The sequence below is a fragment of the Enterobacter sp. 50588862 genome (genome assembly GCF_001462935.1).
Taxonomy (GTDB): Bacteria; Pseudomonadota; Gammaproteobacteria; order Enterobacterales; family Enterobacteriaceae; genus Enterobacter; species Enterobacter bugandensis.
The window spans coordinates 68,965-86,810 of sequence record NZ_LNHM01000036.1 but is presented as its reverse complement, the minus strand read 5'-3'; the positions used below and the strand labels follow the sequence as shown (position 1 = coordinate 86,810).

The 17,846-nt window shown below is 60.1% G+C and carries 18 protein-coding genes; 16 read left to right on the top strand and 2 right to left on the bottom strand.

Translation table 11 applies throughout. The features are described 5' to 3' along the window. Positions 1 to 66 precede the first annotated feature (66 nt). The 8 genes from APT89_RS18635 to APT89_RS18600 all read left to right on the top strand — a co-directional run bounded on the left by APT89_RS18635 (position 67) and on the right by APT89_RS18600 (position 7,188). The gene (locus tag APT89_RS18635; RefSeq protein WP_045631044.1) at positions 67 to 705 is read left to right on the top strand and encodes an EAL domain-containing protein; all 639 of its coding nucleotides are present in this window, start codon (positions 67 to 69) and stop codon (positions 703 to 705) included. Between the two features lie 178 nt (positions 706 to 883). Next, positions 884 to 1,378: a Csu type fimbrial protein gene (locus APT89_RS18630; protein WP_028015413.1), complete on the top strand. Its 495-nt coding sequence runs from the start codon at positions 884 to 886 to the stop codon at positions 1,376 to 1,378. A 2-nt stretch (positions 1,379 to 1,380) separates the two neighbouring features. Then, entirely contained in the window at positions 1,381 to 2,157 is a 777-nt protein-coding gene (locus tag APT89_RS18625) for a fimbrial biogenesis chaperone (RefSeq protein ID WP_047363630.1), read from the top strand. After that, complete coding sequence (locus APT89_RS18620) at positions 2,078 to 4,366, top strand: fimbria/pilus outer membrane usher protein (protein ID WP_223239750.1); 2,289 nt, start codon at positions 2,078 to 2,080, stop codon at positions 4,364 to 4,366. The genes APT89_RS18625 and APT89_RS18620 overlap by 80 nt, the downstream gene beginning before the upstream one ends. Further along, positions 4,357 to 5,313 carry a Csu type fimbrial protein gene (locus APT89_RS18615; protein WP_060573277.1) on the top strand — a complete coding sequence of 319 codons (957 nt, stop codon included), beginning with the start codon at positions 4,357 to 4,359 and terminating at the stop codon, positions 5,311 to 5,313. Before APT89_RS18620 ends, APT89_RS18615 begins: the two co-directional genes overlap by 10 nt. A 123-nt stretch (positions 5,314 to 5,436) precedes the next feature. Beyond that, a complete protein-coding gene (locus tag APT89_RS18610) occupies positions 5,437 to 6,177 on the top strand; it encodes a winged helix-turn-helix domain-containing protein (RefSeq protein WP_060573275.1) in 741 nt (246 codons plus the stop codon). Between the two features lies 1 nt (position 6,178). Continuing rightward, positions 6,179 to 6,652 carry a hypothetical protein gene (locus APT89_RS18605; protein ID WP_041911308.1) on the top strand — a complete coding sequence of 158 codons (474 nt, stop codon included), beginning with the start codon at positions 6,179 to 6,181 and terminating at the stop codon, positions 6,650 to 6,652. A 29-nt stretch (positions 6,653 to 6,681) separates the two neighbouring features. Beyond that, the gene (locus APT89_RS18600; protein ID WP_045631048.1) at positions 6,682 to 7,188 is read left to right on the top strand and encodes a GNAT family N-acetyltransferase; all 507 of its coding nucleotides are present in this window, start codon (positions 6,682 to 6,684) and stop codon (positions 7,186 to 7,188) included. 92 nt (positions 7,189 to 7,280) lie between these two features. Here APT89_RS18600 and tsr read toward each other — a convergent pair whose 3' ends face one another. Together tsr and hpaR are read right to left on the bottom strand one after the other, a co-directional pair. After that, complete coding sequence (gene tsr, locus APT89_RS18595; RefSeq protein WP_041912068.1) at positions 7,281 to 8,945, bottom strand: methyl-accepting chemotaxis protein; 1,665 nt, start codon at positions 8,943 to 8,945, stop codon at positions 7,281 to 7,283. Between the two features lie 83 nt (positions 8,946 to 9,028). Next, positions 9,029 to 9,469, bottom strand: coding sequence for a homoprotocatechuate degradation operon regulator HpaR (gene hpaR / locus APT89_RS18590; protein WP_023334396.1), 441 nt, complete (start codon positions 9,467 to 9,469; stop codon positions 9,029 to 9,031). Between the two features lie 271 nt (positions 9,470 to 9,740). Here hpaR and hpaG point away from each other — a divergent pair, with 271 nt between their 5' ends. The 8 genes from hpaG to hpaA all read left to right on the top strand — a co-directional run bounded on the left by hpaG (position 9,741) and on the right by hpaA (position 17,661). Further along, complete coding sequence (hpaG, locus tag APT89_RS18585; RefSeq protein WP_041911310.1) at positions 9,741 to 11,018, top strand: 4-hydroxyphenylacetate degradation bifunctional isomerase/decarboxylase; 1,278 nt, start codon at positions 9,741 to 9,743, stop codon at positions 11,016 to 11,018. Next, positions 11,015 to 12,481, top strand: a complete 1,467-nt coding sequence (hpaE, locus tag APT89_RS18580; protein ID WP_047367279.1) for a 5-carboxymethyl-2-hydroxymuconate semialdehyde dehydrogenase — start codon at positions 11,015 to 11,017, stop codon at positions 12,479 to 12,481. The genes hpaG and hpaE overlap by 4 nt, the downstream gene beginning before the upstream one ends. A gap of 2 nt (positions 12,482 to 12,483) precedes the next feature. Continuing rightward, positions 12,484 to 13,335: a 3,4-dihydroxyphenylacetate 2,3-dioxygenase gene (gene hpaD, locus APT89_RS18575; RefSeq protein WP_041911312.1), complete on the top strand. Its 852-nt coding sequence runs from the start codon at positions 12,484 to 12,486 to the stop codon at positions 13,333 to 13,335. Positions 13,336 to 13,344: 9 nt separating this feature from the next. Beyond that, the gene (locus APT89_RS18570; protein ID WP_060573273.1) at positions 13,345 to 13,725 is read left to right on the top strand and encodes a 5-carboxymethyl-2-hydroxymuconate Delta-isomerase; all 381 of its coding nucleotides are present in this window, start codon (positions 13,345 to 13,347) and stop codon (positions 13,723 to 13,725) included. A gap of 100 nt (positions 13,726 to 13,825) precedes the next feature. Further along, on the top strand, positions 13,826 to 14,629 hold the full coding sequence (hpaH, locus tag APT89_RS18565) for a 2-oxo-hept-4-ene-1,7-dioate hydratase (protein WP_045259529.1): 804 nt from the start codon (positions 13,826 to 13,828) through the stop codon (positions 14,627 to 14,629). A 10-nt stretch (positions 14,630 to 14,639) separates the two neighbouring features. Next, entirely contained in the window at positions 14,640 to 15,434 is a 795-nt protein-coding gene (gene hpaI, locus APT89_RS18560; protein ID WP_060573270.1) for a 4-hydroxy-2-oxoheptanedioate aldolase, read from the top strand. 21 nt (positions 15,435 to 15,455) lie between these two features. Then, complete coding sequence (gene hpaX, locus APT89_RS18555; protein WP_060573269.1) at positions 15,456 to 16,799, top strand: 4-hydroxyphenylacetate permease; 1,344 nt, start codon at positions 15,456 to 15,458, stop codon at positions 16,797 to 16,799. Continuing rightward, a complete protein-coding gene (hpaA, locus tag APT89_RS18550) occupies positions 16,771 to 17,661 on the top strand; it encodes a 4-hydroxyphenylacetate catabolism regulatory protein HpaA (protein WP_047363639.1) in 891 nt (296 codons plus the stop codon). The genes hpaX and hpaA overlap by 29 nt, the downstream gene beginning before the upstream one ends. Positions 17,662 to 17,846 lie beyond the last annotated feature (185 nt).

Sequence of the window (17,846 nt, the reverse complement as noted above, 5' to 3'; positions counted from 1 at the left end):
GCCAAAATCCAGATCCGTAAAATCCCAGGCTCCTGAAATCACCACGGAGCGTTACGCACGTTTATCATGCTAACCGGCTATAAGTTCGAATCCATCCGGGCACTGCGCAGTGAAAATGTGATTGCCTGGGAAGTATTGTCCACGGCAAAGCCCAACGTCAATCTTGAAGATTACTTTGGCTCGATGTCGGCGACGCAGCGTAAAGCGCACTTCTTTGCGCAGCTTCGTCACGCCATGTTTTGCAAGGATGGCGACAAGTATTACCTCAATGCAGCATCGGATTTACTGCTGGAAACGGACTTCCTCGACAGGCTAAAAGAAGAAACCCCGTGCCCGGAGAAACTTGCTATCGAGATCACCGATCTCCATACGATGGTCCAACTCGACGTTACGCAAAGCCAGGCGCTGAGGAAATGCATCGCGACGCTTCATCAGTGGGGGATAGAAGTGTGGGCAGACGATGTCTGCGAAGACCTACTTCCCGACCTGCTGACCAGCCAGATCCGCTTCTGCGGCATCAAAATTGACAAACATACCTTCTGGAACGGACGGACCGAGCAGGCGAAGTTTCTGCATCTCACCCGCGAGTGCAAGCGCGTCGCCAGCAAGGTGCTGATCGAAGGCATCGAAACCGCGGGTGATTTCGCGCTGGCCTGCGCGAGCGCGGCCGATTACGGCCAGGGCTATCTGTGGGGGAGAAAATGACCCCTTTCATTTTGAATGCTGGCGATCGGGTCATCGTTCTGCGCGGCAACGCCTGCTTATGGCCTTGCCCCACTTTTTGCTGCCATACCCTGGCGGAATGCCATCAAAAACGCTGCCTGCTGGACGCTCAGTCATTCGCTTTGTAATTGCACTGTTACTCACGTCAGGAAATAAGATCATGAAAATTATTCCCACCGCTGTATGTTGTTCCGCGCTCCTGCTTCCTGCTGCTGCGATCGCCGCAGACAGTACCGCAAGCGCGACGATGCATGTATCACTTGAGGTCGTAAAGTCCTGCACCCTCAAAGCCAACGACCTCAACTTCTCGCGTCACGGCTCCGATGAGTCGAGCGAAATCCTGGCCAAAACGCAGGTCGATATCGTCTGTACCAACGGCACGCCGTTCACCCTCACCGCCACCAGCCCCGACGGCGAAAGCGGCACCTTCTGGCTGAAGCCGGAAAACGGCGAAACCGGGGCGCAGAAGATTGCGTGGAAACTCTTTGCTGACGAAGGCAAACAGAAGCAAATCAACGAGACGACTGGTCTGGACGATACCGGCAACGGTGCGGAACAGGAAGAAACGCTGTATGGCGTCATTGACGCCGGGGCGCTGACAACCGCCCAGGCAGGGAACTACAGCGACGATATCACGTTAAAACTGGAGTACTGATCGTGCGTCGCTACCTTCCCTGCTTCATTCTGTGGCTCATGATGCTGGCGCTGCTGTCGCGCTACGCGCTGGCCGCCACGCTTCAGGTGGCCCCGGTAACGCTCGATCTGCAGAGCGACCAGCGGGCAGCGGCGGTCTATCTCACAAACAGTGGGAAAGCGGCCATCAATGCGCAGATTCGGGTATACGAATGGACGCAAAAAAACGGTAAAGATGTGCTGGTGTCCACCGGGGAGGTGGTCACCAGCCCGGCGATGACTTCACTGGCGCCGGGCCAGCAGCAGCTGGTGCGCATTATTGTCATGCAGCCCGGTATCCGTGCGCAGGAGCAAAGTTACCGGCTGGTTATTGACGAACTGCCGGACGCCGCGTCCCGTGCCGCCCCCCCCTCCGCGGTACACTTCCTGCTGCGCTACTCGATTCCGGTGTTTATTGCCGGGAGCCAGAGCGCGCCCGTCAGCCACGATGCCCTGAGCTGTGAGCAGGCAGACATACCGGCCACTCTCCGCTGCTTTAACGCCGGAAACCGCCACATCCGCCTGAGCCACCTTGAGGCCCTGACGGCCGATGGGAAGGTTGTCGGGTCGATTAAAGGCCTGGCGGGCTATGTGCTCCCGGGACAAACCGCCCTTTTATCGCTCAAGCAGCCCATACGTCACGCGCTCAGCTCGCTGCGCGTCTATCTTAATGATGACCATCATGCCAGCCAGATACCCCTGCGCCCGCTCGCTTCTCGCGCTCCTGTTTTGGCTACCGCTCATGCTGTCAGCCCGGACTGAGCCCGCTGACACCGTGCAATGGCTGGCCATTACCGTGAACCACGCCCCGCGAGGCGAGCTATGGGCCTGCCGGGTGGTGGATAATGCGCTATGGATAAGCCGCAGCGACATGAAAAAGCTGGGGCTTCACGCCCCGGACGATCGCGCCGAGTGGGTTGAGCTGACCTCCCTGCCGGGCCTGAACGTCAATCTCGACGTGCTGTCCCAGCAGGTGTCGATTACCGCAGAGGCAGACGCGCTCGAGGGCCAGCAGCATTTGAACATCTCAAGGCCCACGCCGATGTACCGCTATCCTGATGCGCAGCCCGTTAACGCCTATACGCTCGGATATGCGCTCTACGCCAGCGACGTGCAAGGGAAGCGCCAGCTTAACGCCCAGACCATGCTGACCGCGTCCGGTGGGCTACCCGGAACGTTCAGCAGCAGTTTTTCAAGCCATATCGGGGAGGAAAACAGCGCCGGTCGACCGACCCATACGCGTCTCGAAACCCGCTGGCAGTGGGACAACACCGACTCGCTGACCACGCTGGCGCTGGGCGACAGCGTCACCACCGGCACCGGCTGGAGCCGACAGGTGCGCTTTGGCGGGCTGCACTGGGCACGTAACTTTGAGCTCAATCCCCAGCTCAATACCGAACCGCGCAGCCGCTACAGCGACACGGCCGTGCTGCCTTCCACGGTCGATTTGTATATCGACGGCCTTAAGCAGAGCAGCCAGCGCGTCACGCCGGGAGACTTTCTGCTGGATACCCTGCCCTCCTTCACCGGAAGCGGACAGGCGGAGGTAGTCATTACCGATATCAACGGCCAGCGTCGCACCGTACAGCTCGATCTCTACGGCGCGCCGGGCATGCTGGCGGAAGGGTTCAGCAGCGGTTCGCTGGACATCGGCTGGATGCGCGAAAACTACGCCCTGCGCTCCGACGACTATGCCGCCTCGCCGCTGCTGGACGCGGGCTGGCGCTATGGGGTGAATAATAGCCTGACGCTGGCGCTGCATACGGAACAGCAGCGCAGGCTGCGCAACGTGGGTATGGGCACCGACTGGCTGGTCTCTCCCGCCTTGGGGGTGGTCAGCCAGCACGTTGCCGTGAGCGACAGCCCTTATGGGCAGGGCGTTCAGTGGGGCCTTGGCTGGCAGTGGAACGGCAGAGGAACGAGCATTTCTGCCAGCACCGTCCGTACCGAGGCGGATTTCGCCGACAACGCCCGCATGAGCGGTGCCGCGCCCGTCAGACGCAGCGACAGCGTTTGGGTAAGCCAGTCCATCCCCCACTTCGGTACCGTGGGCGCGGGCTGGGTACAGCAGAACATTCAGGGCAGCACAGAGCGTTACCTCAACGCCTCCTGGTCGGTATCGCTGCCGGCACACATCTCCACCACGCTGAGCTACACCCGCTCGTTTACGGACGCGTCGAGCCACGTTCAGCTACTGCTTTCCGTCCCATTGGGTCGCGAGGACACGCTCTCCGCTCAGGTCAGCCGGGATACGCCGCGCATGGATTACCGCCACCAGCCGGACGATGAGGCCGGCGGCTGGTCATGGGAACTGGGCCAGGGCTTTGGCGAACGACGTGAAAGATATGCGGACGTCGGCTACCTGGGCCGAGCGGGCGAATGGCACGTTGGGCTGCAGCAAGGTGCCAGCCAGGGCAACCAGTACGCCTCCGCCGAAGGCAGCCTGACGCTGCTGGACGGCAGCCTGTACCCGCTGCGCTACATCCAGCAGGGCATGGCGCTGGTGTCCACGCACGGCATTGGGCACGTACCGGTAATGCTGGAAAACCGCCCGGCCGGTGAAACGGATGAAGACGGTTATCTCCTGCTGACCGACCTGCCGCGCTACCACAACAGCAAAGTCAGCATTAACCCGCTCGATCTGCCCGCCGATGTGATCGCCCCTGTTACCGACATGCATGCCAGACCGGGCAACAGCAGCGCGGTGAAAGTCGAGTTTAACGTCCATCACGCCGTCACGGTTCAGGCCCGGCTGGTCGACAGCCGCCGCAGGCCGCTCCCGCTGGGCAGCGTCGTGTCAACGCCGCAGGGTGCCACCATCGTAGGACGCGACGGCTTTATCTGGCTTGAAGATCCGCCCCTGCCGGGCGAACTGGTGGTGAAGACCGGTGAGGGAGAGTGCCGGGTCACGCTTCCGGCGCCCCGTACCGCGTCATCTATACAGAATATCGGAGAACAACTGTGTCATTAAGAGCGCCGTTATTATTGCTGCTCGTCCTGTCCGTGAAGGCGATGGCGGCAGCCTGCTGGATAACCTCCATGCCCGCCATTAACTTTGGCAACGTCGTGGCGGGCAATACCACCTCCGTCAACACCGAGGTCAAATTTAGCTGCCAGGCCGACAACGAGGGCAGGACGGAATATATTAACGTCTGCCTGAGCAGCGTAGACGCCCCGCCCTTTGAGATGATCTCCCAGGGAGATCAGGAGGGGAAACAGTACACCCTTCTCTTCCGCCTGCTTAACGGCGCAGCGCGCTCTCAGGAGCTGGGGCCTGTCAGCAACGGGAACCTGATTCAGCAGACCCTCGCCGCGGAAAGCAATGCCAACGTCAGCGGTACCTTTCCGCTTATCGCTACCATTCCGCCAGGGCAAAGCCAGCTTCCGGCCTATCACTATTACAACTACAACATGAATCTGCGCATCGCCTGGCACAGCACCCTGCGCCAGGACGCGCTGCAAAACTGCTCGGACGGTTCCGCAGAGGGGGAGCAGGTGCAGGGCGGCACCAGCGCGCAGGCCGAAATCAGCCAGGGGTGCTACATCGAGCGCGTGACGCCGCTTAACTTCGGCACGCTGACCAGCACCGCTACCCTGAGCCCGACGCGATCCTCCGCCACCCTCACCACGCGCTGTCCGGCCGGAACCGCGTTCACCCTTGCCATGGGAAAAGGCAACCATGCCAGCGGTAACCAGCGGCAGCTCTGCAACAGCGAGGGTCATTGCCTGCGCTACGGTCTCTGGCAGGATGAGGCGGCCACGCAACGCTGGGGAGATCAAAGCAGCGGCGATGCGCTGCAGGTCACCAACCCTGCAGGCGGCACCCAGAACTACACCGTTTACGGCGAGGTCCCGGCACAGCCGCTAACCGGTACCGGGGAGTTTATTGATGACGTGATTATCACGCTGACTTATTAAATCACCCAAAAACCTGTCTGGATCAATGTTATCGGTAACAGTGGCGTTAAAATAGCCAGCAATGCAGCCTTGAGGGCGTAAGCCTTTTTTCATTCATTATCTCTGTTTTTATTACAACAACTTATGAAATACCTGCTTGCTGACGCCATCGTCTATAACGACGAGGACGGCACTGTTTCTCTTATCAATGCGCCGGATGAGGATGCGCAGCTCCTCACCTGCACGGCCAATACCATCATGAGGCTGCTGGTTCAGCATCATGGGAACGTGGTCGAACGGGAAACCTTTCTCCAGGAAGTCTGGGATCGTCGAGGGCTCCAGGGGTCTAACAACTCCTTAAACCAGTACATCAGCATTCTGCGCAAGATGCTGGCGACCCTGCTTCCCGACGCGCTGTTTATCGTTACCGTACCGAAAACGGGCTTTATGCTCAGCGCAGACGTCACCGTAACTCCGCTGGAGGAGGCCCCCCCGATCGCCAAAACGGTGAAACCTGCATGGCGCGTTCGCCCGGAATGGCTGTTCTGCGGCGCGCTCACGCTGGTCGTCGTTGCGCTAAGCATCTGGATCGTGCTCATCAAGCCAGACGCCCCGCAGCGGGAGATCCATCTGCTGACGCATATCGGCACCTGTCCGGTTTACACCTTTACGCCGCTGGCGGACGTGTTTCACGGGAAGGCGATTACGCTCGCGCAAACGCTTCAAAAGGACGGTCACCTTCCGTGTCTGAAAAATTCGATTTTCTACATGCACATTCAGAGAACGCTTTTCTACGGCCACGAAGGGCGGCTGGTGCTCTCCCAATGCTCCCTCACGCGGGGTAAAGCCAGCGCCTGTCGTACGCTTTACTATTACGAGTGGTGATATGAGACAGAAAAAAGTTTGGCTAATCCTGATCCTCAACCTGCTGCTGCTGGGCACCGCGCTGGCGTGGTATTTTCACACGCCTCCGCTGTCGGTAACCTGCGACGGAAACCTGACGTTTACCGACGAGCGCGACAGCCACAATTTCACCTTTGACGGTGAGGTCATTATGCGCTTTCACCCCGACAAAACGGGGTACATCACGGTTAACGGCAACGTGGTGAATGCCCCGCGCAGCTGGGAGGTTTCTCGCCAGGAGATGTTTAAATGGCGTCACGTGGAGGACGAACTGTATGAGATCGTCATTCAAAAAGTGGAGCGCTTTAGCCATGACGCGATGCCGCCCGGGGTCTTTGAAAAATACGTTGCCGGCCTGACGCTGGGCAATAAAAGGCTTCTGACGATAGAGCGCACGCCGGAAGACGCGCTGGTGATCAGCAATTTTTATTCGCCGGTGCTGATCTGCTCGGAATAATGTCGACGGGTCAGGCTATACTTGCCGCCATGACTATTCGCATTCGCCCCACCACCCTCAGCGACGTTGCCGCCCTGTCCGCCATTGAACGCGCGGCGGCCGGGCGATTCCGCGACATCCCGGAACTCGCCTGGCTTGCCGACGGCGAGGTCATTCCCGCTGAGCAACACCTCGACTATGCCGAACGCGGGCTCAGCTGGCTGGCGCTGGCAAACGACCAGCCCGTCGGGTTTGTCCTTGCCGAAGCCCACCCGTCATCACTGTTTATTGTCGAACTCTCGGTTGATCTGGACTGGCAGGGAAAAGGGATTGGCAGACAGCTCATCGCCTGCGTGGCAGATTGCGCCCGTAAAAGGGGGCTGACCGCGCTGACGCTGACGACGTTCAGGGACGTACCGTGGAATGCGCCGTTCTATGCGCGGCTGGGGTTTGAAAAAATGACGACGCTGACGCCTGAACTGCGTCGGAAAAGGGAAGAAGAGACAGCGCACGGTTTCGCGTATGAAACGCGCTGCGCCATGCGCCTGCCTCTGTAATATCGCCCGGTGGCGCTGCGCTTACCGGGCCTACAAAACCCTGAACAGTGGGCCGGGTAAGGCGTAGCCGCCACCCGGCACAACACACGGCGTTAGAAGGTTTCCCAGTTATCACCTGCATCAGCGGTAACCGTTTTACGCGCCATCGCCGGTGCTGCAACGGTTTTCGCAGAAGCGAACTCGCGCGCTTTCATCTGCTCCTGCTGAATGCGGAACACCGCCACGGCCTGCGTCAGACGGCTCGCCTGCTCTTCCAGCGCCGCCGCCGCTGCGGCTGACTCTTCTACCAGCGAGGCGTTCTGCTGGGTCACGCGGTCCATCTCTGCCACCGCCAGGCCCACCTGGTCGATACCGCGGCTCTGCTCGTCGGATGCAGAGGCAATCTCGCCCATGATATCGGTCACGCGGGTCACCGCGTTCACGATCTCACCCATGGTTTCACCGGCGCTTTCCACCAGCGTTGAACCCACTTCCACGCGTCCCACGGAGTCTTCAATCAGGCTCTTGATCTCACGTGCTGCCTGAGCGCTGCGCTGGGCCAGGTTACGCACTTCCCCTGCCACCACCGCAAATCCACGGCCCTGTTCGCCCGCACGCGCCGCTTCTACCGCCGCGTTCAGCGCCAGGATGTTGGTCTGGAAGGCAATGCCGTCGATCACGCTGATGATATCGGCAATTTTCTGCGAACTGCCCGCGATATCGCGCATGGTTTGCACCACGTTGTCCACCACCTTGCCGCCCTTCTGCGCGGTTTCAGACGCGCTTAGCGCCAGGTGGCTCGCCTGACGGGCGTTCTCGGCGTTCTGCTTAACGGTCGCCGTCAGCTGCTCCATGCTGGCAGCGGTCTCTTCCAGTGAAGCGGCCTGCTGTTCAGTACGGGAAGAGAGGTCGTTATTGCCCATCGCGATTTCGCTCGCGCCGCTATAAATAGCGTTCGCGCCGTTACGCACGTCGCCCACGGTACGCACCAGCTCGCCCTGCATATGACGCAGCGAGTCGGCCAGTTCGCCCATCTCGTTAGAGCCTTCCACGTCGATGCGCTTCACCAGGTCGCCGCTGGCGATGTGGCGAATATTGTCAATGAGACGCGTCAGCGGAGAGATCAGCGCCTGCTTGATACCCAGCCAGACGGCCACAATCACCACCAGCACGGCAACCAGCACGCTGATCAGCACCCAGATAGCCTGAGTGTAAGAGCTGTTGCTGTCTTCAACCGCCATCTGGTACAGCTTGTCGTTCTGCTGCAGGTAGCTCACGTACTGCTTCTCGAATCCATCCTGGTAGCTCTGGGTCGGCTGGTCGAAGAAGGCGTTGATTTTGCCCGCCCCCAGCAGCTGAATCAGCTCAGCCAGCGCACCGTGGTAGATATCGTAGTTACGTTTAATTTCCAGCGCAGCGGCGTCGCTCTGACGCGGGTCGCGCGGCAGGGCTTCATAGTCAGCCCAGTTTTTTTCCGCCTGTTTCAGCGAGGCAGACGCAATCTGCATCAGATCGTTAACGGTCGCGCCGCTGCCGATATTGTTCTGATCCATCATGTAGCGGATGCCCGCGCGGTTCAGGGTATTACGGGTTTGCAGCAGCGCAACCCAGCTCCCGTTAAGGGTGGATTGTTGCTGACGAATGGTTTGCAGGACGGTGAAATTCTCTTTGTCATTCTTCAGAGCATTAAAGAAAAGACCACCGGATGTGAGTTGTAAAAGGCCAAATATCGCTAAAACCAGCATTAAGCTGGTGACAATCTTGATACGGTTTAACATGTTTTCTCTTTCCTCAGACAGATACAGAATTTTCGGCCTGGAAAGGGAAAACTTTACGAAAATCATCCTGGAATTTGTGGTTTTTACTCTTCTTCCCGCGCTGCGTTATGCCGGTTTCCGAGTTCAATAAACTCTTCCAGCAGCGCCGTCAGCTGCTTCATCTTCTCCGGCGTGTATTCCGCCTCAATCTGCTGATACGCCTCTTCCACCTGCGCCTGGGCGTGCTCGTACAGCGCATTTCCCTCTTTGGTCAGCGACACGTACAGCTTGCGCTGGTCGTTCACCGGCTTTAAGCGCAGCACCAGGCCGTCGCGCTCCATGCGCGTCAGAATGCCGGTCAGGCTCGGGCGCAGAATACAGGTGCGAAACGCCAGATCGTGAAAATCCATCGACGGATGTTCAGCCAGCACGCGTACGATGCGCCACTGCTGCTCGGTGAGGTTATGCCGCTTCACAATCGGACGGAAGTACGACATCGCCGCTTCCCGCGCCTGCAAAAGCGCGATGGTTAATGAATCATGCATAGCCTCTCCCCTTCACATCATTAACAAGTAAACGATTCATAAAAGATGTTTTTATAAACAACACGTTTCCTGCCAGAAAGTCTAACAGAAACCATTCGTTTTTATTAATCAACTGATTTACATAGGATTAAAATCCATAATGTAAATTTATTGTTATTCATATCACAAATTTTTCACTTCTGATTGCGAAATAAACAGCAAAAGCATAAAACCAGATCATTAACATATTAATGAAATCATAACCCGGACCGTCGGGGTGAGGAGTAGGTGAATGAAAGGTACCGTATTTGCCGTCGCGCTGAACCACCAGAGTCAGCAAGAAGCCTGGGCTGAGGCGTTTGAAAAAGCCCCTTACAACACGCCGCCAAAAACGCCGGTGTGGTTTATCAAACCGCACAACACGGTGATTCGCGCGGGCGAGCCCATTCCTTTCCCGCAGGGGGAAACGGTGTTAAGCGGCGCGACGGTGGCGCTGGTTGTGGGTAAAACCGCCAGCAGGGTGCGCGTAGAGGACGCCGCGGCCTACATCGCGGGATACGCGCTGGCCAACGAAGTGAGCCTGCCGGAAGAGAGCTTCTACCGTCCGGCCATTAAGGCCAAATGCCGGGACGGCTTTTGCCCGCTTGGCGAGCTGGCCGCCGTTGATAACGTCGACAACCTGACCATCATCACCGAGATCAACGGCCGCGAAGCGGACCACTGGAACACCGCCGATCTGCAGCGCAGCGCCGCCGAACTGCTGAGCGCCCTGAGCGAATTCGCCACCCTCAATCCCGGCGATGCGATCCTGCTCGGCACGCCGCAAAGCCGCGTGGAGATCCGCCCGGGCGATCGCGTGCGGATTCTGGCGGAAGGTTTCCCGCCGCTGGAAAACCCTGTGGTGAACGAGCGCGACGTTGCCCTTTCCCACCGCACGCCTGAACACGCCACGCTGTTCGCCCTCGGTCTTAACTACGCCGATCATGCCAGCGAGCTGGACTTCAAGCCGCCCACCGAGCCGCTGGTGTTCATCAAAGCGCCGAACACCTTCAATGGCGATAACCAGACCTCGGTGCGCCCGAACAATATCGAATACATGCACTACGAGGCGGAGCTGGTGGTGGTCATCGGTAAAACCGCGCGTAAGGTGAGCGAAGCCGAGGCGATGGAGTATGTCGCGGGCTACACGGTCTGCAACGACTACGCCATCCGCGACTACCTGGAAAATTACTACCGCCCGAACCTGCGGGTCAAAAGCCGCGACGGATTAACCCCCATCAGCCCGAACATCGTGCCGAAAGAAGCCATTCCTGATCCGCATAACTTAACCCTGCGCACCTTCGTCAACGGCGAACTGCGTCAGGAAGGCACCACCGCCGATCTCATTTTCAGCATTCCTTACCTGATTGCGTATCTGAGCGATTTTATGACCCTGCAGCCGGGCGACATGATCGCCACCGGCACGCCGAAGGGGCTGTCCGACGTGGTGCCGGGCGATGAAGTGGTGGTGGAAGTGGAAGGCGTGGGCCGCCTGGTGAACCGGATTGTCAGCGAGGAGACTGCAAAATGAAAAAGATTAACCACTGGATCAACGGTAAAAACGTCGCCGGAAGCGAGTACTTCCATACCACTAATCCGGCCTCCGGCGAGGTATTAGCGGAAGTCGCCTCCGGCGGTGAAGCGGAAATTCATCAGGCCGTTGCCGCCGCTAAAGAGGCGTTCCCGAAATGGGCCAACCTGCCGATGAAGGAGCGCGCGCGCCTGATGCGTCGCCTGGGGGATCTGATCGACCAGAACGTGCCCGAGATCGCCGCCATGGAAACCGCCGACACCGGCCTGCCGATCCACCAGACCAAAAATGTGCTCATCCCGCGCGCCTCGCACAACTTCGAGTTCTTCGCCGAGGTGTGCCAGCAGATGAACGGCAAAACCTACCCGGTCGACGACAAAATGCTCAACTACACGCTGGTGCAGCCGGTGGGCGTCTGCGCGCTGGTGTCTCCATGGAACGTGCCGTTTATGACCGCCACCTGGAAGGTCGCGCCGTGCCTGGCGTTGGGCAACACCGCGGTGCTGAAGATGTCCGAGCTCTCCCCGCTGACCGCTGACCGTCTGGGCGAGCTTGCTCTCGAAGCGGGTATTCCGGCGGGCGTGCTGAACGTGGTGCAGGGCTACGGCGCCACGGCGGGCGACGCGCTGGTGCGTCATCACGACGTGCGCGCGGTCTCCTTCACCGGCGGCACCGCCACCGGGCGCAACATCATGAAAAACGCCGGGCTGAAGAAGTATTCCATGGAGCTGGGCGGCAAATCGCCGGTGCTGATTTTTGAGGATGCCGACATCGAGCGCGCGCTGGACGCCGCGCTGTTCACCATCTTCTCCATCAACGGCGAGCGCTGCACCGCGGGCTCGCGCATCTTCATCCAGCAGAGCATTTACCCGGAGTTCGTCAAGCGCTTCGCCGAACGCGCCAATCGCCTGCGCGTGGGCGATCCGACCGATCCGAACACCCAGATTGGCGCGCTCATCAGCCAGCAGCACTGGGAGAAAGTCTCCGGCTATATCCGCCTCGGCATCGAGGAAGGCGCCACCCTGCTGGCGGGCGGCCCGGACAAACCGACCGATCTGCCTGCACACCTGAAAGGCGGCAACTTCCTGCGCCCGACGGTGCTGGCGGACGTCGACAACCGCATGCGCGTGGCGCAGGAGGAGATCTTCGGGCCAGTGGCCTGCCTGCTGCCGTTTAAGGACGAGGCGGAAGGGCTGCGCCTGGCGAACGACGTGGAGTACGGCCTGGCGTCATACATCTGGACCCAGGACGTCAGCAAGGTGCTGCGCCTGGCGCGCAGCATTGAAGCGGGCATGGTGTTCGTGAACACCCAGAACGTGCGCGACCTGCGCCAGCCGTTTGGCGGCGTGAAGGCCTCCGGCACCGGCCGCGAGGGCGGCGAGTACAGCTTTGAAGTGTTCGCGGAGATGAAGAACGTCTGCATCTCCATGGGCGACCATCCGATTCCAAAATGGGGGATCTGACAATGGGCAAGCTAGCGTTAGCAGCAAAAATCACCCACGTGCCGTCGATGTACCTTTCCGAGCTGCCGGGGAAAAACCACGGCTGCCGCCAGTCCGCCATCGACGGGCATAAAGAGATCAGCAAGCGCTGCCGTGAACTGGGCGTGGACACCATCATCGTGTTCGACACCCACTGGCTGGTGAACAGCGCGTACCACATCAACTGTGCGGATCATTTTTCGGGCGTCTACACCAGCAACGAGCTACCGCACTTTATCCGCGACATGACCTACGACTACGACGGCAACCCGGAGCTCGGGCAGCTGATCGCCGACGAAGCGGTGAAGCTCGGCGTGCGCGCCAAGGCGCATAACATCCCGAGCCTCAAGCTGGAGTACGGCACCCTGGTGCCGATGCGCTACATGAACGCGGATAAGCACTTCAAAGTGATCTCAATCTCCGCGTTCTGCACGGTTCACGATTTCGCCGACAGCCGCAGGTTGGGCGAGGCCATCGTCAGCGCCATCGAAAAGTACGACGGCACCGTGGCGGTGCTCGCCAGCGGCTCGCTCTCGCACCGCTTTATCGACGACCAGCGTGCGGAAGAAGGGATGAACAGCTACACCCGCGAGTTCGACCGTCAGATGGACGAGCGGGTGGTCAAGCTGTGGCGCGAAGGCCAGTTTAAAGAGTTTTGCAGCATGCTGCCGGAGTACGCCGACTACTGCTACGGCGAGGGCAACATGCACGACACGGTGATGCTGCTGGGGATGCTGGGCTGGGATAAATACGACGGCAAGGTGGAGTTCCTCACCGAGCTGTTCGCCAGCTCCGGCACCGGACAGGTCAACGCCGTTTTCCCGCTGCCCGCATAAGGAGTCGTTATGCCGCACTTTATTGCTGAATGTACCGACAACATCCGCGCGCAGGCCGACCTGCCGGGGCTGTTCGCCAGAGTGAACGAGGCGCTGGCCGCCACGGGGATCTTCCCGCTCGGCGGCATCCGCAGCCGCGCCCACTGGCTCGATACCTGGCAGATGGCGGACGGTAAGCATGATTACGCCTTTGTGCATATGACGCTGAAGATCGGCGCCGGGCGAAGCCTGGAGAGCCGGGAAGCCGTGGGGGAGATGCTGTTTGCGCTGATCAAAACCCACTTCGCGGAGCTGATGGCGGAGCGCTATCTGGCGCTGTCGTTCGCCATGGAAGAACTGGATCCGACGCTCAATTACAAACAAAACAACGTGCACGCGTTGTTTAAGTAGCCGTCTGCTCGCCCGGTGGCGCTTCGCTTACCGGGCCTACAACAGCCAAGAATGTAGGCCGGGATCGCTACGCGCCACCCGGCAAAAACAGGATATCGCCATGCTCGATAAACACACCCATACCCTGATCGCCCACCGCCTGCATCAGGCGGAACAGTCCCGGGAGCAGATCCGCGCGATCTCGCTGGAGTACCCGGAGATCACCATCGAAGACGCCTACGCCGTACAGCGCGAATGGGTGAGCCTGAAAATTGCCGAAGGCCGCGTGCTGAAAGGCCACAAGATTGGCCTCACCTCGAAGGCGATGCAGGCCAGCTCGCAGATTAGCGAGCCGGACTACGGCGCGCTGCTGGACGACATGTTCTTCCACGACGGTAGCGACATCCCCGTCGATCGCTTTATCGTGCCGCGTATCGAAGTGGAGCTGGCCTTCGTGCTGGCAAAACCGCTGCGCGGCCCAAACTGCACGATCTTCGACGTCTACAACGCCACGGATTACGTCATTCCCGCCCTGGAGCTGATCGACGCCCGCTGCCACAACGTTGACCCGGAGACCCAGCGCCCGCGCAAGGTGTTCGACACCATCTCCGACAACGCCGCCAACGCCGGGGTGATCCTCGGCGGTCGTCCGATTAAGCCCGACGCGCTGGATTTGCGCTGGATCTCCGCCCTGCTCTACCGCAACGGCGTGATCGAAGAGACCGGCGTCGCCGCTGGCGTGCTTAACCACCCGGCGAACGGCGTGGCGTGGCTGGCGAACAAGCTCGCGCCGTACGACGTGCAGCTTGAGCCCGGACAAATCATCCTCGGCGGCTCGTTTACCCGTCCGGTTGCCGCCAGCAGAGGCGACACCTTCCATGTTGACTACGGCAACATGGGCTCCATCAGCTGTCGCTTTGTGTAAGGAGGCGACCATGCAAAACGCATTCAAAGCGGCGCTGAAGGCGGGCCGCCCGCAAATCGGTTTATGGCTGGGGCTGACCAGCAGCTACAGCGCTGAGTTGCTGGCCGGGGCCGGTTTTGACTGGCTGCTGATCGACGGCGAGCACGCGCCGAACAGCGTGCAGACCGTCCTGACCCAGCTCCAGGCTATCGCCCCCTATCCCAGCCAGCCGGTGGTGCGCCCGTCGTGGAACGATCCGGTGCAGATCAAGCAGCTGCTGGACATAGGCGCGCAAACCCTACTGGTGCCGATGGTGCAAAACGCTGACGAGGCGCGGCTGGCGGTAAGCGCCACCCGCTACCCGCCAGCGGGCATCCGCGGCGTCGGCAGCGCCCTGGCGCGCGCCTCGCGCTGGAATCGCATCCCGGATTACCTGCATCAGGCTAACGACGCCATGTGCGTGCTGGTGCAGATCGAAACCCGCGAGGCGCTGAAAAACCTGCCGCAGATCCTGGACGTGGAAGGCGTCGACGGCGTGTTTATCGGCCCGGCGGATCTGAGCGCCGACATGGGCTTTGCCGGCAATCCGCAGCACCCGGAGGTGCAGGCCGCCATCGAACAGGCGATCGCGCAGATCCTCCGCGCGGGCAAAGCGCCCGGCATCCTGATGGCGAATGAACAGCTGGCGAAACGCTATCTCGGCCTCGGCGCATTGTTTGTGGCGGTCGGTGTGGATACCACCCTGCTCGCCCGCAGCGCCGAAGCGCTGGCGGCCCGCTTTACCGACGGCACCACAGCAGTTGATAACAATAAATCCGTCTACTAAACGTACGATGTGGAGCGCAACATGACGACCTCAACCCTGCATAATAAAGATGTAGAACATCGCGCAATGAATAAGCTGTTCCGTCGTTTGATCGTGTTTCTCTTTATCCTTTTTGTTTTCTCGTTTCTCGATCGCATTAACATCGGCTTTGCCGGGTTGACGATGGGCAAAGATCTGGGCCTCACGTCGACCATGTTTGGCCTGGCCGCGACGCTGTTTTACGTCACCTACGTGCTGTGCGGGATCCCCAGCAACATCATGCTGGCGAAGGTCGGCGCACGCCGCTGGATCGCCGGGATCATGGTGGTGTGGGGCATTGCCTCCACCTGCACCATGTTCGCTACCAGCCCCGAAACGCTTTACGTCCTGCGCATGCTGGTGGGCATTGCGGAAGCCGGTTTCCTGCCGGGGATTTTGGTCTATCTCACCTGGTGGTTCCCGGCCTATCACCGCGCCCGCGCCAACGCGCTGTTTATGATCGCCATGCCGGTGACCATGATGCTCGGCTCGATCCTCTCCGGGTACATTCTGGCGATGGACGGGCTGTGGAACCTGAAGGGCTGGCAGTGGCTGTTTCTGCTGGAGGGGTTGCCGTCGGTGGTGCTCGGCGTGGTGACCTGGTTTTACCTCAACGACACGCCGGACCAGGCCACCTGGCTGGACGACGACGAAAAGCAGGCGCTGAAAACGATGATCGCCCGCGAGCAGGAGGTCGCCATCGCCCAATCCGCCACGCCGCGCTCGACGCTGCGCGAGGTGCTTACGCCCGCCGTGCTGCTCTACACGCTGGCCTACTTCTGTCTGACCAATACGCTGAGCGCGATCAACATCTGGACGCCGCAGATCCTGCAAAGCTTCAACACCGGCAGCAGCAATATCGTGATTGGCCTGCTGGCGGCGATCCCGCAGTTTTGCACCATCCTCGGGATGATCTGGTGGAGTCGCCGCTCCGACAGGCTGAAAGAGCGAAAAAAGCACACCATCCTGCCGTATCTGTTTGCGGCGGCGGGATGGATGCTGGCCTCGGCGACCGATCACAGCCTGATCCAGCTGCTTGGCATCATCATGGCCTCAACCGGATCGTTTACCGCCATGGCAATATTCTGGACCACCCCGGATCGGGTTATTAGCCTGCAATCCCGCGCGGTGGCGCTGGCGGTGATCAACGCCATCGGCAACGTCGGGTCTGCCGTCAGCCCATTGCTGATTGGTATTCTGCGCGACGCAACCGGCAGCTTCAGCTCCGGGCTGTGGTTCGTGGCGGGTCTGCTGGTGGTCGGCGCGCTGGTGCTGACGCGCATCCCGATGACGCAGCGGGTTCAACAGAGGAACGATCATGTGCCAGAGCCCTATCGCCAACATTGATATCAGCAAGGAGTACGACGAAAGTCTGGGCACCGACGACGTGCACTATCAGTCGTTCGCCCGCATGGCGGCCTTTTTTGGCCGCGACATGCAGGCGCATCGTCACGACCAGTACTTTCAGATGCACTTTCTCGACACCGGGCAGATTGAGCTCCAGCTCGACGACCACCGCTATTCGGTGCAGGCGCCGCTGTTTGTGCTGACGCCGCCGTCGGTGCCGCACGCGTTTATCACCGAATCCGACAGCGACGGGCACGTGCTGACGGTGCGCGAGGATCTCATCTGGCCGCTGTTAGAAGTGCTCTACCCCGGCACGCGGGAAGCGTTCGGCCTGCCGGGGATCTGTCTGTCGCTTGCCGACAAGCCGGACGAACTGGCGGCGCTGAAGCACTACTGGCAGCTCATCGCCCGGGAATCCACGGCGCAGCTGCCGGGCCGTGAGCATACGCTGGTCCTGCTGGCGCAGGCGGTATTTACCCTGCTGCTGCGCAACGCGAAGCTCGACGACCACGCGGCCAGCGGGATGCGCGGCGAGCTGAAGCTGTTCCAGCGCTTTACCCAGCTGATCGACACCCACTATCACCAGCACTGGACGGTGCCGGAATACGCCAGCGAACTGCACCTGACCGAATCCCGCCTGACGGACATCTGCCGCCGCTTCGCCAACCGCTCGCCGAAACGGCTGATCTTCGACCGGCAGCTGCGCGAGGCCAGGCGCCTGCTGCTGTTTTCCGACAGCGCGGTCAGCGAGATTGCCTGGCAGCTGGGATTTAAAGATCCGGCCTATTTCGCCCGGTTTTTCAATCGCCTGACGGGCTGCTCGCCCAGCGCGTATCGGGCGCAGAAAGTACCGGTTTCCTGAACGCATCGCGGTATGTAGGGCGGGTAAGCGCAGCGCCACCCGCCAAAAACCCGCACAGATCACAAATCCCTTCTCCGCCCGAAAAGTACCCGCCGTTGTCCCAAACGTCCCTTCACGTTCCGCCCCTCTCACGCTTCAATTAAACAACAAAAACAAAACATAAATTTAACAATCATCTTCCGATA

Coding starts and splice junctions, on each gene's coding strand:
- APT89_RS18635 (WP_045631044.1), top strand. CDS start 67: ATGCTAACCGGCTATAAGTTCGAATCCATCCGGGCACTGCGCAGTGAA.
- APT89_RS18630 (WP_028015413.1), top strand. CDS start 884: ATGAAAATTATTCCCACCGCTGTATGTTGTTCCGCGCTCCTGCTTCCT.
- APT89_RS18620 (WP_223239750.1), top strand. CDS start 2,078: ATGCCAGCCAGATACCCCTGCGCCCGCTCGCTTCTCGCGCTCCTGTTT.
- APT89_RS18610 (WP_060573275.1), top strand. CDS start 5,437: ATGAAATACCTGCTTGCTGACGCCATCGTCTATAACGACGAGGACGGC.
- APT89_RS18605 (WP_041911308.1), top strand. CDS start 6,179: ATGAGACAGAAAAAAGTTTGGCTAATCCTGATCCTCAACCTGCTGCTG.
- APT89_RS18600 (WP_045631048.1), top strand. CDS start 6,682: ATGACTATTCGCATTCGCCCCACCACCCTCAGCGACGTTGCCGCCCTG.
- tsr (WP_041912068.1), bottom strand. CDS start 8,945: ATGTTAAACCGTATCAAGATTGTCACCAGCTTAATGCTGGTTTTAGCG.
- hpaR (WP_023334396.1), bottom strand. CDS start 9,469: ATGCATGATTCATTAACCATCGCGCTTTTGCAGGCGCGGGAAGCGGCG.
- hpaG (WP_041911310.1), top strand. CDS start 9,741: ATGAAAGGTACCGTATTTGCCGTCGCGCTGAACCACCAGAGTCAGCAA.
- hpaE (WP_047367279.1), top strand. CDS start 11,015: ATGAAAAAGATTAACCACTGGATCAACGGTAAAAACGTCGCCGGAAGC.
- hpaD (WP_041911312.1), top strand. CDS start 12,484: ATGGGCAAGCTAGCGTTAGCAGCAAAAATCACCCACGTGCCGTCGATG.
- APT89_RS18570 (WP_060573273.1), top strand. CDS start 13,345: ATGCCGCACTTTATTGCTGAATGTACCGACAACATCCGCGCGCAGGCC.
- hpaH (WP_045259529.1), top strand. CDS start 13,826: ATGCTCGATAAACACACCCATACCCTGATCGCCCACCGCCTGCATCAG.
- hpaI (WP_060573270.1), top strand. CDS start 14,640: ATGCAAAACGCATTCAAAGCGGCGCTGAAGGCGGGCCGCCCGCAAATC.
- hpaX (WP_060573269.1), top strand. CDS start 15,456: ATGACGACCTCAACCCTGCATAATAAAGATGTAGAACATCGCGCAATG.
- hpaA (WP_047363639.1), top strand. CDS start 16,771: ATGTGCCAGAGCCCTATCGCCAACATTGATATCAGCAAGGAGTACGAC.